This is a genomic window from Bacteroides sp. L10-4, assembly GCF_013373675.1.
GTDB lineage: Bacteria > Bacteroidota > Bacteroidia > Bacteroidales > Bacteroidaceae > Bacteroides > Bacteroides muris.
The window spans coordinates 1-14,292 of the sequence record NZ_JABXJH010000007.1 but is presented as its reverse complement, the minus strand read 5'-3'; the positions used below and the strand labels follow the sequence as shown (position 1 = coordinate 14,292).

Genomic DNA, 14,292 nt, shown 5'->3' with positions numbered 1-14,292 from the left:
ACTATGATAAAGATAACATTTCCAGACGGCTCTGTTCGTGAATATAACGAAGGAGTAACGGGACTGCAGATTGCAGAAAGCATCAGTTCGCGACTGGCACAGGATGTGCTGGCTTGTGGCGTGAACGGAGAAACTTATGATTTGGGGCGTCCTATCATGCAAGACGCTGAAGTGGTTCTTTATAAATGGGAGGATGAGCAGGGCAAGCATGCCTTTTGGCATACCAGTGCCCACTTGCTGGCCGAGGCTTTGCAAGAGCTCTATCCGGGCATCCAGTTCGGTATAGGTCCTGCTATCGAAAACGGTTTCTACTATGATGTGGATCCGGGTGAAACGACTATCAAGGAAGCCGACCTTCCGGTCATTGAGAAAAAAATGGCTGAATTGGTGGCTAAGAAAGAAGCGGTTGTCAGACAAGACATTGCCAAGGCAGATGCTTTGAAGATGTTCGGCGACCGTGGAGAAACTTATAAATGCGAGCTGATTTCCGAATTGGAAGACGGTCACATCACTACTTATACGCAAGGTGCGTTTACTGATTTGTGCCGTGGCCCTCACTTGATGACCACAGCTCCTATCAAGGCTATTAAGCTGACTTCCGTTGCCGGTGCTTACTGGCGTGGACAAGAAGACCGTAAAATGATGACCCGTATCTATGGTATCACCTTCCCTAAGAAGAAGATGCTGGATGAGTATCTCGTTCTGCTGGAAGAGGCAAAGAAGCGCGACCACCGCAAAATCGGTAAGGAGATGGACTTGTTCATGTTCTCCGACACGGTAGGTAAGGGACTTCCGATGTGGTTGCCAAAAGGTACTGCACTGCGCATCCGCTTACAGGACTTCTTACGCCGCATCCAGGCTCGTTACGATTATCAAGAGGTAATGTGTCCGCCTATCGGCAACAAATTGCTTTACATCACTTCCGGCCATTATGCAAAATATGGTAAGGACTCATTCCAGCCTATCCATACACCGGAAGAAGGGGAAGAGTACTTCTTGAAACCGATGAACTGCCCTCACCACTGTATGATTTATAAAAACTCACCCCGTTCTTACAAAGATTTGCCTTTGCGTCTGGCAGAGTTCGGTACGGTTTGCCGTTATGAGCAGAGCGGTGAGTTGCACGGATTGACACGTGTGCGCAGTTTCACGCAGGATGATGCGCACATCTTCTGTCGTCCGGATCAAGTAAAGGATGAGTTCCTCCGTGTAATGGATATTATTTCCATCGTTTTTGAATCTATGGACTTCGAAAACTTCGAGGCACAGATTTCTTTGCGCGACAAGGTGAACCGCGAAAAATATATCGGTAGCGACGAGAACTGGGAAAAAGCAGAACGCGCCATCATCGAAGCTTGTGAAGAAAAGGGATTGAAGGCAAAAATAGAATATGGAGAAGCCGCTTTCTATGGTCCTAAACTGGACTTTATGGTGAAGGATGCCATCGGTCGCCGTTGGCAGCTGGGTACCATCCAGGTAGACTACAATCTGCCGGAACGTTTCCAGCTGGAATATACCGGTGCCGACAATCAGAAGCACCGTCCCGTAATGGTTCACCGTGCTCCGTTCGGTTCTATGGAACGCTTTGTGGCTGTTCTTATTGAGCATACGGCCGGCAAGTTCCCGTTGTGGCTGACTCCTGACCAGGTCGCTATTCTGCCTATCAGCGAGAAGTTCAACGACTATGCGCATGAAGTGAAACAATACTTGAAGAGATATGACATCCGTGCCATTGTGGACGAACGCAATGAAAAGATTGGTCGTAAGATTCGTGACAATGAGATGAAGCGTATTCCGTACATGCTGGTTGTAGGTGAAAAGGAGGCTGAAAATAAGGAAGTTGCTGTCCGCAAGCAGGGAGAAGGTGATAAAGGAACCATGAAATTTGAAGAATTTGCCAAAAAAATGAACGAAGAAGTTCAGAATATGATAAATAAATGGTAACTTTGCGCCCAATTGTAGAAGCATAGCATATATTGGATGTTCTAAAGATTGCTTTTACTTAACATAAAACATTAATTTGGGAATAGTAAATAAGAAACAAACTGGAAGTAAACGTTATTTAATGAAGAATGACAGCTTAAAAGGGCAACATCGGATTAACGAACAAATCCGGGCCAAAGAAGTCCGCATAGTGGGCGATGAAGTAGAACCAAAAGTGTATCCGATAGGGCAGGCTTTAAGACTTGCTGAAGAACATGAAGCGGATCTCGTGGAGATTTCTCCGAATGCACAACCCCCTGTTTGTCGTATTATTGATTATTCTAAATTTCTTTACCAGTTAAAGAAGCGTCAGAAAGAGCAAAAGGCAAAGCAGGTGAAGGTAAACGTGAAGGAAATACGTTTTGGACCTCAGACTGATGACCATGACTATAACTTCAAGTTGAAGCATGCCAAAGGCTTTTTGGAAGATGGCGATAAGGTGAAAGCCTACGTGTTTTTTAAAGGCCGTTCCATCTTGTTCAAAGAGCAGGGAGAAGTGTTGCTGCTCCGTTTTGCCAATGACTTGGAAGACTATGCGAAAGTAGACCAGATGCCGGTTCTGGAAGGAAAGAGAATGATTATTCAGCTCTCTCCGAAGAAGATGACGGCACCGAAGAAGAACGTAGCTCCCAAGCCTGCAGAAGATGCGCCAAAGGCTGTGTCGGCTGAAACAGAAGAATAAAGAAGTGAGTAACGCCATAGGTATAGTGCGTTGCCATATAATTTAATAATTAAAAAGTTTAAAAAAGATGCCAAAGATGAAGACTAACTCCGGTGCTAAAAAGAGATTTACTCTTACCGGAACAGGTAAAATCAAAAGAAAGCACGCTTTTCATAGTCACATTTTGACTAAGAAAACTAAGAAGCAGAAAAGAAATTTGTGCTACTCTACACTTGTCAGTACAACAGATGTAAGCCAAGTGAAAGAGCTTTTAGCAATGAAGTAATTGAAAAGCGTACAAAAGTATTAAAGTTATTAACCGAATGCATTAGCTTTAAGTCCGCTGCGTGAAGTAACGGCGCTAACATTCAAAAACAAGTAAAACTATGCCAAGATCAGTAAATCATGTTGCTTCTAGAGCAAGAAGAAAGAAAATTTTGAAATTGACCAGAGGTTACTTTGGTGCAAGAAAGAACGTTTGGACTGTTGCCAAGAATACTTGGGAGAAAGGTTTGACCTATGCGTTCCGTGACCGTAAGAACAAGAAGAGAAACTTCCGTGCTTTGTGGATTCAGCGTATCAATGCTGCCGCTCGTCTGGAAGGTATGTCTTACTCTAAGCTGATGGGCGCTTTGCACAAAGCCGGTATCGAAATCAACCGCAAAGTATTGGCTGATTTAGCGATGAACCATCCGGAAGCTTTCAAGGCTATCGTTGCTAAAGCAAAGGCTGCGTAAAAACACAGTTAGCAAATAAATCGCAAGGTGCTGATTACTATTTTGGTAGTCAGCACTTTTTGTCTTCTGATAGTCCTGGAAGGGAGGAAAACTTTAAAAGGACTTGAAACAATTTGCTGCTTTTTCTTGTTTCTTTCATAGAAACTCATTACCTTTGTTATAGAAAAAATAGCCGCATTGATTGAATCGGGAAACTCATCAATTTTTATGAAATACCGAGACAAGCTTCGCTTCTCAATGGCGGGCCACGCCCTTCGGGGTAACTCTTGAGTCGGTGGATTACAAAGAGGAGGAGCACTCAAATCATGTCATACGGAGTTTCATCACATCATCGGTGCGGCTTTCTATAAAAGAGGAACGGTAATCTGTTTGGATAACTGTTCCTCTTTCTTTTTATGCGGATGCGGGTGATTGTGAAACAGATGGTCTGTTTTGAAAAGAGGTTTTACGGTTTATTTGTTGTTCCTCAAATCTTTTACCCTCACAGCTTTTCCTTCACTCTGTGGTAGGGAGCCTTTCTTTACCAACCGTAATTTCGGGGTGACCAGAATCTCATCTTTCAACTGACGGGTGATTGCTTTGCGAATCTTCTCCAGTTCGATATAGTTGTCGGTAGAGAGGTCGCTGAGCTCAACTTCTACAATCATTTCATCCTGATTGTTGACCGTTTCGAGCGTGATGAGGTAATTGCTGCCCAATTCGGGGAATTGTACCAGCACCTTTTCCACCTGCATGGGGAAGATGTTGACTCCCTTGATGATGAACATGTCGTCACTACGGCCTTTGATGCGGTCTATACGGATGTGGGTACGTCCGCAAGGGCACTTGCCGGGCAGAATGCGGGTAAGGTCGCGTGTACGATAACGGATGAGCGGCATCATTTCTCTGTCTAAGGTTGTCAGTACCAGTTCGCCGATTTCACCTTCCGGTACGGGGGCGCCGGTTTCGGGATTGATGATTTCGACCAGGTAACAATCTTCCCAAAAATGCATGCCGTCTTGTTCGGTACATTCGAAAGCTACGCCGGGACCATTCATTTCCGACATACCGAAGCTGTTGTAGGCTTTGACACCAAGCATGCGCTCAATCTTTCTGCGTTGCTCGTCTGTGTGGGGCTCGGCGCCGATTACAAGCGTTTTCAGACTTGTACCGGCCGGGTCTATACCTTCTTCCTGGAATACTTCGGCCAGACGGATGGCATAGCTGGGAATAGCATGCAGGGCAGTGGTTTTGAAATCGGTGATGAACTTAATTTGGCGCTTGCTGTTGCCGGCAGCGGCCGGAACAGTCAGTGCACCCAGACGCTCTGCTCCATACTGAAAACCCAGTCCTCCGGTGAACATGCCGTAGCCGGAGCTGTTTTGGAAAATATCCGTCTTACGGATGCCTACCATATAGAGGCAGCGGGCCACTAAGTTAGCCCAAGAGTCCAAATCGTGTTGAGAGTGTACGATGACTGTCGGTGTGCCCGTAGTGCCACTGGAAGAATGGATACGTACTCCGTCCTCACGCATATTTCCTGCGACTAATCCGAAAGGATAATTGGCGCGCATATCGGCCTTAGTGGTAAAGGGTATCTTGCGTATGTCTTCTACAGACCGGATGCTGTCGGCGGTGATGCCATGCTCTTGGAATACCTTTTTGTAATAGGGCGAGTTGGCGGCAATGCTGACAGTTTTCTTTAACCGTTGCAGTTGCAGTTCGCGCAACTGCTCACGGGGCATTGTTTCAATCTCTTCTTCCCAGTATTTGTTATTCATGGTATGGTGAAATTTAGGGTCAATTATAGTTTATATCAGTTTTTCTGCAATTTCTTTGCCTGCTGCCAATGCTTTGAGGTTCAGCTCAACAATAGCATCGCCTTTGCGCTGAAAGATTTCGCGGATACTGTCTTGTACCTTTGCATAGTCGATGCCGAGGAAGGGGATGGTGGCGCCCAGAAGTACGATGTTTGCTACGCGGGGAGAACCTGCTTCTTTTGCCACTTCGTTCACATTCAGCATGATTTTATGCGGCAACTTGTTGATTTCAGCCTTGATGTCTTTTTCTGCAGGATAGTTGGGGATGTTGATGAAGGGAGCTTCATTGGTCACCAACCAACCTTCGGGGCTGAGGTAGGGGAGGTAGCGCAGTGCCTCCATCGGTTCCAGGGAGATGATGAGGTCGCATTTTCCTGTGGGAATGAGGTCTGAAGCGATGGGTTGGTTGCTAATACGTAGATTGGACTGCACGTCACCGCCTCGCTGGCTCATGCCGTGTACTTCTGCCTGCTTCATATAGAGTCCGTCCTTAAGGGCTGCTTTGCCGATTACGGTGGCGATGGAGAGGATACCTTGTCCTCCTACGCCGGAAAGTATGATGTCTTTTTTCATGGTTTTACTTGTTTCTTTTTTTGCGTGCTAATGTCTGGATACATTCTCTGCGGGGTATGATGACGGATACGCCGTGGTATTCGATTTCTTCCCGGATTATTTGCTTCATTTCCTCGTAGTTTTTCTTCAAGGGGACTACGACGCGGATATGTTCGGGGGCTACACCGATGCCGGCGCAGATGGCTTCCAGACGTCCGGTGCCGGCAGAGTCTTGTCCTCCGGTCATGGCGGTGGTTTCATTATCGGAGATGACGATGGTGACGTCGGCGTTTTCGTTGACGCAATCCAGCAATCCCGTCATGCCCGAGTGGGTGAAGGTGGAGTCGCCGATGACGGCTACGGCAGGATGCAGACCGGCATCCGAAGCGCCCTTCGCCATGGTGATGGATGCGCCCATATCCACGCAAGAGTTGATGGCGTTGAATGGGGCATTGGCTCCAAGCGTATAGCAACCAATGTCGCTGAATACCTTGTATGTGGGATATTCTTCTTTCAATACTTGGGTCAGCACCGTGTACATGTCGCGATGGCCGCACCCTTCGCACAAGGCGGGCGGGCGCATCTCTACCAGAGAAGGAACACTGAACTCAGCCTTGTTCTCCTTGCCTATGGCACGCGCCACGCTGTCCGGGTTCAGTTCTCCGTCTTGCGCCAAGGTACCGTCCAGGCGGCCTTTTACGTTGATGCCGATGCCCAGATAACCTTTCAGTTGTTTTTCTACGAAGGGTTGCCCGTCTTCCAGTACCAGAATCTCGTCACACGCCTCTACCAGCTGCATCAGCTGTTTCTTGGGCAACGGATATTGTCCGATTTTCAGTACCGGATATTCGCAACCTTCGGGATAGTTCTCCATCAGGTAGTTGTAGCCGATGCCGCATGCCACGATGCCCAGTTTTTTGTTGGGACCGTCGGTGTATTTGTTGTAAGCGGAGTTCTCAGAAGCTTTGATAAATTCGTCCTGGCGCTGCAGCAATGCTTTGTAGCGTTTACGTGCATTACCCGGCAGAAGGATGAACTGACGCGGGTCGTCGCTGAAGGAAATCTCATTCTGCGGTTGTCGTTCCTTGCGCTCTACGCCGGAGCGGGAGTGGGCCAGGCGCGTAACCATGCGCATCAGGATGGGCTCGCCGGTCTGTTCGGAGAAGCTGAATCCGTTGTACGCCATGTCGTAGGCTTCCTGCTGGTTGCTTGGCTCGTACATCGGGATGAGGGAGAAGTCGCCATAGAAACGGCTGTCCTGCTCGTTCTGTGAGGAGTGCATGCTGGGGTCGTCGGCAGCAATGACTATCAGACCGCCTTTTACTCCTGTAATGGCAGAATTGATGAAACAGTCGGCGGCCACGTTCATACCCACGTGCTTCATGCACACCAGTGAACGCTTGCCTGCAAAGGACATGCCCAAGGCGGCCTCCATCGCAGTTTTCTCGTTAGAGCACCAACGGTTATGTATGTTCTTTTCGGCAGTAACCGGTGCCATCTGGATATATTCGGTGATTTCCGTAGAAGGAGTGCCGGGATAGGCATATACGCCCGAAAGTCCGGCATCTAATGCAGCTTGTGCAATGGCTTCATCGCCAAGTAAGAGTTGCTTGCTCATATCTGAATATTTAAGTGTTAGTCATGGATTATTATAGACGCAAATATAGGATTTTGCTTTTATTTTATCAGCAGATTACTTGAAAATCTTTCTTTCGTTTAATGCATTCCAATATTTTCTTGCATTTTTCATATGCTCGGCATAGTTGGATGCGAAGTTGTGGGTACCCGAGAAGTCCTCTTTGGCACACATGTAGAGGTAGTTGTGTTTCGTATAATTCAGCACCGCATCCAGTCCGATGGGTGAAGGGATACGTATGGGGCCGGGAGGCAGTCCGGCATTGAGGTAGGTATTGTAGGGTGATTCTACCGCCAGATGTGCATTTGTAATTCTCCGCAAACCGAAATCCTGCAAGGCAAATTTGATGGTAGGGTCGGCCTGCAGGGGCATGCCGGTGTGCAGGCGGTTGATGTAGAGTCCTGCTACCATCGGTTTCTCGGAATTATTGTTTGTTTCTTCCTCGACGATGGACGCGAGGGTACAGACTTCCGTCGGGGTCATTCCGATGGCATTGGCTTTATCTAAGCGTTCCTGGTTCCAGAACTTCTGGTGCTCTTTCTGCATTCTTTCGAAAAATTCTTCTGCGTTCATGTCCCAATAGACTTGGTAGGTTTCGGGAATGAAGAGGCAAGGCATAGTCTCTTTGGTGTATCCCAGTTTTTGTTGAAATGCGGAGTCGTTCATCAGTCCGGCTATTTCGGTGGAGTCTATCATGAGCTGTTTGCCTACGCTGCGTGCCAAGCGGTCTAGCGTGCGTACGCTGCCGACGGTGAGGTTTATAGGTTCTTGATATCCGCGGTACAGACGGCTGAATACGTGATATACATTTTCTCCCGGTCGGATGGCGTAGCGTCCGGTGTGTATGTTTGTGGGATATTTCTTGTATTGGGCCATCCAGCGGAAGCCGTTGAAGCTCCGGGGATGGCCTTGTCGTTTCACCTTATTATATATGGAATCGGTGGTGTCGTCGCGGTCTATATAGATATAGACTGTTTTTTGCGGATGGAATTGCGGGGCAAACAGATAGTAGTATGCTGTTCCTGCACAAGCTGCTCCGATGAGAGTCAGTGCGATGAATGTTCCGATAATGATTTTCTTCTTTTCCATTTTATTTTACAATGTCTTTAGTTGGGCAAAGTTAGTAAAAAATGGAGTGAAAACCATCAAGTCATATCAGTTAATTCGATAGCTGACATCTCTACCATCTTCCTCCTTTCTGCCTCTGCCGAATGACAACCCTTACCCGAATTGCTATTAAGAAGACAGAGAGTGTAACGGACGTGACAAAGGTAAATTCTATTGTTGAAGGTGTCAGCTTTTCGGACGTGCTTAATTCCTATGGCGATTTCCGTGCCGGGGATACCTCAAAAACGGCAGTGACTAACTACGAGAGAAGAAGTTAGGAATGCTTTGGAACTGTGTTTTTTCATGATGGATATTTCGGCTTCTCAGCATGTCAGCTCGATGAGGAACGTGTCAATGCTGGCAGCAAGACCGGAACAGTAGGAAACGTAACGCTTTTCGGGCAGATAGCCCATTTGGTTGACACGCTTCATCTGAGTTATACCGAGGAAAATTTGAACAGGCTCTAAAATATTTCCAAAAAAAACAGAAATTCTTTTTGCCTTTTCAAATAAAGGTGTACCTTTGCATCCCGTAAACAAAAGCTTATTGCCGCTATAGCTCAGTTGGTAGAGCAACGCATTCGTAACGCGTAGGTCGCCAGTTCAAGTCTGGCTAGCGGCTCAAAAGCAGAAGCCCATTAATTGTCTTATATTTGAAACAATTAGGCTTCTGCTTTTGTTTTATAATTCTTCGATTTTTTTTAAGAAGGATTCATAGTCCACTGGTGGACTAAATAACTTATCCAAAACTTATCCTTCAAATTTTAATCTATTATGGTAACCCTTAATTAGCTATTTTCAAGGCAAAAGTTCTAAAGGACAGCAGACATAAAATAAGAGTGGCTAAAGGTCTGATGCTTCTATTATAAACACCAAGCTAAGAAGCATGATGAATGAATCCTTATTGTATGATGGCCTTGTTCGAAGCTTGTATGCTCACCCTGGAAGTGGGAGCTACGGGGATGGGGAAAAGTTATACTGGCCTTGGGGCAACATGGTTATATTGAAAAAAAGGGCTTTGATTGGACAAATAAAAAAATAGTGTCAATTTCCCCGCTTTCTTCTACCAAATGAAAAGGCGTGAAAAGAACAGCTTTTTAATGCTTTTTCTGAAACTTAGAGGTGGAATAAATGTATATTATAAAAATAATATATTACCTTTGCGCCCGATTTATATTTATTACAAGAACTCAAAAGGTTAATCATCTTATGCGTAAATTAATAGCACTATTCTTTTTGGTATTTATTTTGTCAGGGGTAGCTTTCGCTCAGCAGATGTCAGATGATCAGGTTGTTCAGTATGTGAAAAACGCTCAGCAGATGGGCAAAAATCAAAAGCAGATTACTACTGAATTAATGCGGCGGGGAGTGACAAAAGAACAAGTTGAAAGAATTCAGAAAAAGTATGAAAACTCCAAATCTGGAAATTCGCAGCGCAATACGCAAGATGAGAAACGTTCTCGTCAACGTGGTGAAATGAGTGGTGTGGTCAAAGGGTTGCGTACAACTTCGGAAACGTATTCTGCCGGACAAACAGTGGCTGCAGGAGATTCTTTACAAATGATGGATAATCGTTCCTTGCCCCAAGAGAAAGAGACGGAGTATCTGACTTCGCAAATTTATGGTCATAATATTTTTACTAACGATAATTTGACTTTCGAGCCCAATGTAAATGTCGCTACTCCCGAGAACTATCGTTTGGGACCTGGTGACGAGGTGATTATTGATGTGTGGGGGGCTTCTGAAACAACGATTCGGCAAACGATATCTCCGGAAGGGAGCATCCTTGTGAATAATCTGGGACCGGTTTATCTCAATGGTAAAACTGTAAAGGAAGCCAATAATTATTTGAAACAAGAGTTTGCCAGAATATATTCCGGAGTAACTGGAAATGTGCCTTCTACCCAAGTTAAATTGACATTAGGGGAAATACGTTCTATTCAAGTAAACGTTATGGGTGAAGTTCTGGTGCCCGGAACTTATACCCTTTCATCATTTGCTTCCGTATTCCATGCACTATATCGTGCAGGTGGTGTAAACCCGATTGGTAGTTTACGCAGTATTAAAGTGATTCGCAATGGAAATACAATAGCGGATTTGGATGTTTACGATTTGCTTATGGAAGGAAAAATGAAGGATGACATCCGTTTGCAGGATGGTGATGTGATTCTTGTGGATCCTTACCAGTCATTGGTACAGATATTGGGTAAGGTAAAACGTCCGATGTTTTATGAAATGAAACCCACTGAAACCGTAGGTACATTATTGAAGTATTCAGGTGGTTTTACGGGTGATGCTTATAAGAAAGCATTACGTATAATTCGTAAAAGTGGACGTGAACATCAAATTTATAATGTGGATGAAATGGATTATTCCGTATTCCGCATAGATGATGGTGATAAGATTACGGTTGACTCCGTTTTACAGCGTTTTGAGAATCGTGTGGAAGTCCGCGGTGCCGTATATCGTGAAGGCTTATATCAGTTGGACGGTACAATGAATACAGTGAAGCAGTTGATTAAGAAAGCGGAAGGACTTCGCGGAGATGCATTCTTGAATCGTGCTATAATCGACCGTGAGCTTGAAGACTTGTCGCATGAGATTATACAAGTAGATGTAAAAGGTTTGCTGAACGGGACAACGGCAGATATTCCTTTGCAGAAGAATGACATTTTATATATTCCAAGTATTCATGACTTGAAAGAAGAAGCTACACTTACCATCTATGGTGAAATAGCCAATCCGGGTACGTATCTTTATTCTGATAAGATGACAGTAGAGGATTTGGTGTTGCAGGCTGGTGGTCTGTTGGAGGCAGCGGCTACAACAAAGGTTGAAGTGGCACGGCGTATGAAAGATTCCAAAAGTACGTCTTTCTGTACTACGGTAGGCCAGAATTTCTCTTTTGATTTGAAGGATGGCTTATTGTTGGGAGAAGGAAGTCAGGATTTTTATCTTGAACCTTTTGATGAAGTTTATGTTCGTAAGAGTCCGTCTTATTTTAAACAACAGAATGTTATGGTGGGTGGAGAAGTTCTTTTTGGCGGTAATTATGCACTATCGAAAAAGAATGAACGTTTGAGTGACTTGATAGCTAAGGCTGGTGGGGTAACTCCCGATGCTTATATAAAAGGAGCACGTCTTATGCGTAGAATGACTGAAGAAGAATTCCGTCGTAAGGAAGATGCACTGCGTATGGCACAAGCCGGAGGCGGAGATTCCATATCTGTGAAAAGATTGGATTTGTCCAATACCTATTCTGTAGGTATAAATCTGGGAGAGGCCTTGAAAAATCCTGGTTCAGATGCTGATATGGTACTTCGTGAGGGAGATGTGTTGTTTGTTCCGGAGTATGTAAGTACAGTGAAAATCAACGGTGCTGTAATGTATCCGAATACAGTTTTATATAAAAAGGGTGAAAGCTTGAAATATTACATCAATCAGGCTGGTGGCTTTGGCAACGATGCCAAGAAACGCAAGGCCTATGTAATATACATGAATGGTACAGTTTCTCGTTTAAGAGCTGGAAACAAGAAGGCAATTGAACCTGGTTGTGAAATAATAGTTCCAAGTAAAGAGCAGAAAAAGAAGATGACTACTACTGAAATTTTGGGAATGGGAAGTACGACAGCTTCTATTGCAGCGATGATTGCGACTATGGTTAATCTCTTTAAGTAATTTGAATTATGAGCGAAGAAAGAATACAAAACATATCTTCTCCACAACCTGAGGAACAAGAGATAGATTTGATAGAACTGGCCCAAAAAGTATGGGCTAGTCGCAAATTGGTTTTTAAGGCCTGTGGCATCGCTGCCCTTATAGGTTTGGTTGTTGCTTTTAGTATTCCTAAGGAGTACTCTACAAGTGTAACTTTGGCTCCGGAGAGCGGTGGCAAGTCTGCCGGTGGAAGTATGGGAGCTCTTGCTGCCATGGCGGGTATCAATCTGGGTACTTCTTCCGGTGAAGATGCTTTGTCACCCGAACTCTATCCTGATATTGTAAGTTCTACTCCTTTTCTGATTGAACTGTTCGATGTTAGAGTCAAGGATCAGAAAGCGAAAGTTGACACAACTTTATATACTTATTTGAAAGAGGAACAACGTTCTCCGTGGTGGAGTGCAATTATTTCCGCTCCTTTTAAGGTATTGGGATGGACATTGTCTTTGTTTATGGATGAACCGGAAGGGGGGGATGCAAAGCTGGACCCTTTTCGTCTTACTAAAGATGAGGCTGCCATTGCAGATGCTTTAAGTAAACGTATCTCTGTTTCTGTAGACAAAAAGACAGGTGTGACAACCTTGTCTGTTACTATGCAGGATCCTTTGATATCTGCTTCACTGACGGATACTGTGATGCATTGCCTGCAGAACTACATCACAGATTATCGGACTAATAAGGCTCGTCATGATTTGGCATTTACCGAAAAACTTTACGGAGAAGCAAAGGCCAGTTATGAGGATGCCCAGAAGAAATATGCTAATTTTGTAGATGCAAACCAGAATATAATATTGCTGAGTTATCGTGCAGAGCAAGAGCGTTTACAGAATGAAATGAATTTAGCCTATCAAGTATATACGCAAGTTTCTCAACAATTGCAGATGGCAAGAGCTAAGGTGCAGGAGATTACACCGGTATATACGGTTGTTCAGCCGGCTACGGTACCTTTAAAGCCTGCAAAGCCCAATAAATTGATGATTTTGATTGGTTTCATGTTCTTAGCAGGTGTCGGCAGTGTGGGATGGATATTATTTGTAAAAGATTTATTAAAGGAATGGAAAAAGCAAACAATATGATGACGGATAATGAGATGATGTGCTGGCATGCATTGTACACAGCACCCAAGTCTGAGCATAAGTTGATGCAGTGTTTGAACGCTGCGGGATATACTACATATTGCCCGATGCAGGCTGTGTTTGTAAAATGGAAGGGGCGTACCCGGAAGGTGATTGCCCCTCTTTTCTCCGGATGTTTGTTTGTTGCCGGTAATGTGGCGGAAGTAACTTCATTGGCTTCCTCGCAGAAGGCTGCTATATTAGTAGATAAAGAAGGAAAAAGTTTGTCTATTGAAGCAGGAAAAGCAGAACTTCCTGCCAAGTTTGCTCAATTACTGAAGTTATGATGAAGCTGATAACAGAAGAACTGCTGGATACCGTTACTTCACAAGCTAAGGAGAACTCCCGCTTACGTATGAATTATAATTTTCATGCGTCTATGGATGCCCCTATTCATCGGTTGCTGAATGCTTTGGAACCTGGAACTTATCTTCCTCCTCACCGTCATACGGATAAGGAGGAAACTTATCTGGTTTTGCGTGGAAGTCTGCTGGCATTTTTCTATGATGATGCCGGCAATGTAACAGATAGGGTATGTCTCAATCCTTCGGAAGGTAAATATGGTCTGGAGATTCCTTCTAATACATGGCATAGTATTATTGCCTTGGAGTCAGGTACTGTTATTTTTGAAATTAAAAAAGGCCCATATCAGCCTCTGCCTTCAGAGGATTTGGCTTCGTGGGCTCCTCAGGCTTCTGATGTGGAGGGAATAGAGGCTTTTATGAAGAGGATGTTGGAGTAGCTTTAACATTTCCCCGATAGAACATAAAGAAGGGGATGTGTCAAAACACCAAAAATATGAAAATCACCCCTGTCACAGATATCTGTAGCAAGGGTGATTTTGTTAAAAAGAGGGTTTTGACACATTTACATTTGCAGTATTAAATATCACAACAAAATATAAGTGTATATTTGAAAAGTAGAGTTGCAGTGAACTAACTTTGACACTAGTCTTAAATGACTATAGGCTGAATCAGACTGCAACT

12 protein-coding genes and 1 tRNA gene are annotated in these 14,292 nt (G+C 44.6%); 9 read left to right on the top strand and 4 right to left on the bottom strand.

The genetic code is table 11. The annotated features are described in order from the left end of the window. Positions 1 to 3 precede the first annotated feature (3 nt). The 4 genes from thrS to rplT all read left to right on the top strand — a co-directional run bounded on the left by thrS (position 4) and on the right by rplT (position 3,381). On the top strand, positions 4 to 1,944 hold the full coding sequence (gene thrS / locus HU824_RS03740; protein ID WP_176468138.1) for a threonine--tRNA ligase: 1,941 nt from the start codon (positions 4 to 6) through the stop codon (positions 1,942 to 1,944). A 121-nt stretch (positions 1,945 to 2,065) separates the two neighbouring features. Continuing rightward, positions 2,066 to 2,665: a translation initiation factor IF-3 gene (gene infC / locus HU824_RS03735; protein WP_176468137.1), complete on the top strand. Its 600-nt coding sequence runs from the start codon at positions 2,066 to 2,068 to the stop codon at positions 2,663 to 2,665. 67 nt (positions 2,666 to 2,732) lie between these two features. Continuing rightward, positions 2,733 to 2,930, top strand: a complete 198-nt coding sequence (gene rpmI / locus HU824_RS03730; protein ID WP_016273436.1) for a 50S ribosomal protein L35 — start codon at positions 2,733 to 2,735, stop codon at positions 2,928 to 2,930. 100 nt (positions 2,931 to 3,030) lie between these two features. After that, positions 3,031 to 3,381, top strand: coding sequence for a 50S ribosomal protein L20 (rplT, locus tag HU824_RS03725; RefSeq protein WP_007214085.1), 351 nt, complete (start codon positions 3,031 to 3,033; stop codon positions 3,379 to 3,381). Between the two features lie 452 nt (positions 3,382 to 3,833). On the opposite strand, the gene HU824_RS03720 is transcribed toward rplT, so the two are convergent. The 4 genes from HU824_RS03720 to mltG form a co-directional block, all read right to left on the bottom strand. After that, positions 3,834 to 5,141, bottom strand: coding sequence for a phenylacetate--CoA ligase (locus HU824_RS03720; protein ID WP_176468136.1), 1,308 nt, complete (start codon positions 5,139 to 5,141; stop codon positions 3,834 to 3,836). Between the two features lie 30 nt (positions 5,142 to 5,171). Continuing rightward, complete coding sequence (locus tag HU824_RS03715; protein ID WP_176468135.1) at positions 5,172 to 5,753, bottom strand: indolepyruvate oxidoreductase subunit beta; 582 nt, start codon at positions 5,751 to 5,753, stop codon at positions 5,172 to 5,174. Positions 5,754 to 5,757: 4 nt separating this feature from the next. After that, complete coding sequence (locus HU824_RS03710) at positions 5,758 to 7,350, bottom strand: thiamine pyrophosphate-dependent enzyme (RefSeq protein WP_176468134.1); 1,593 nt, start codon at positions 7,348 to 7,350, stop codon at positions 5,758 to 5,760. 75 nt (positions 7,351 to 7,425) lie between these two features. Beyond that, complete coding sequence (gene mltG / locus HU824_RS03705; RefSeq protein WP_176468133.1) at positions 7,426 to 8,457, bottom strand: endolytic transglycosylase MltG; 1,032 nt, start codon at positions 8,455 to 8,457, stop codon at positions 7,426 to 7,428. 566 nt (positions 8,458 to 9,023) lie between these two features. Between mltG and HU824_RS03700 the strand changes: the two genes are divergently transcribed. The 5 genes from HU824_RS03700 to HU824_RS03680 all read left to right on the top strand — a co-directional run bounded on the left by HU824_RS03700 (position 9,024) and on the right by HU824_RS03680 (position 14,048). Then, positions 9,024 to 9,096, top strand: a tRNA-Thr gene (locus tag HU824_RS03700). A gap of 587 nt (positions 9,097 to 9,683) precedes the next feature. Next, a complete protein-coding gene (locus HU824_RS03695) occupies positions 9,684 to 12,152 on the top strand; it encodes an SLBB domain-containing protein (protein WP_176468132.1) in 2,469 nt (822 codons plus the stop codon). A gap of 8 nt (positions 12,153 to 12,160) precedes the next feature. Further along, a complete protein-coding gene (locus tag HU824_RS03690) occupies positions 12,161 to 13,267 on the top strand; it encodes a Wzz/FepE/Etk N-terminal domain-containing protein (RefSeq protein ID WP_136009240.1) in 1,107 nt (368 codons plus the stop codon). After that, positions 13,246 to 13,593 (top strand): UpxY family transcription antiterminator, encoded by a 348-nt coding sequence (locus HU824_RS03685; protein WP_176468131.1) that lies wholly within the window; start codon positions 13,246 to 13,248, stop codon positions 13,591 to 13,593. The genes HU824_RS03690 and HU824_RS03685 overlap by 22 nt, the downstream gene beginning before the upstream one ends. Beyond that, entirely contained in the window at positions 13,593 to 14,048 is a 456-nt protein-coding gene (locus HU824_RS03680) for a WbuC family cupin fold metalloprotein (protein ID WP_255260461.1), read from the top strand. The genes HU824_RS03685 and HU824_RS03680 overlap by 1 nt, the downstream gene beginning before the upstream one ends. The last annotated feature ends 244 nt before the right edge of the window (positions 14,049 to 14,292 follow it).

What these genes read in the sequence shown, in the direction of transcription:
- HU824_RS03710 (WP_176468134.1), bottom strand. Translation starts at nt 7,350, where the DNA reads ATGAGCAAGCAACTCTTACTTGGCGATGAAGCCATTGCACAAGCTGCA.
- mltG (WP_176468133.1), bottom strand. Translation starts at nt 8,457, where the DNA reads ATGGAAAAGAAGAAAATCATTATCGGAACATTCATCGCACTGACTCTC.
- infC (WP_176468137.1), top strand. Translation starts at nt 2,066, where the DNA reads ATGAAGAATGACAGCTTAAAAGGGCAACATCGGATTAACGAACAAATC.
- rplT (WP_007214085.1), top strand. Translation starts at nt 3,031, where the DNA reads ATGCCAAGATCAGTAAATCATGTTGCTTCTAGAGCAAGAAGAAAGAAA.
- HU824_RS03680 (WP_255260461.1), top strand. Translation starts at nt 13,593, where the DNA reads ATGAAGCTGATAACAGAAGAACTGCTGGATACCGTTACTTCACAAGCT.
- HU824_RS03720 (WP_176468136.1), bottom strand. Translation starts at nt 5,141, where the DNA reads ATGAATAACAAATACTGGGAAGAAGAGATTGAAACAATGCCCCGTGAG.
- thrS (WP_176468138.1), top strand. Translation starts at nt 4, where the DNA reads ATGATAAAGATAACATTTCCAGACGGCTCTGTTCGTGAATATAACGAA.
- HU824_RS03690 (WP_136009240.1), top strand. Translation starts at nt 12,161, where the DNA reads ATGAGCGAAGAAAGAATACAAAACATATCTTCTCCACAACCTGAGGAA.
- HU824_RS03695 (WP_176468132.1), top strand. Translation starts at nt 9,684, where the DNA reads ATGCGTAAATTAATAGCACTATTCTTTTTGGTATTTATTTTGTCAGGG.
- HU824_RS03715 (WP_176468135.1), bottom strand. Translation starts at nt 5,753, where the DNA reads ATGAAAAAAGACATCATACTTTCCGGCGTAGGAGGACAAGGTATCCTC.
- HU824_RS03685 (WP_176468131.1), top strand. Translation starts at nt 13,246, where the DNA reads ATGGAAAAAGCAAACAATATGATGACGGATAATGAGATGATGTGCTGG.
- rpmI (WP_016273436.1), top strand. Translation starts at nt 2,733, where the DNA reads ATGCCAAAGATGAAGACTAACTCCGGTGCTAAAAAGAGATTTACTCTT.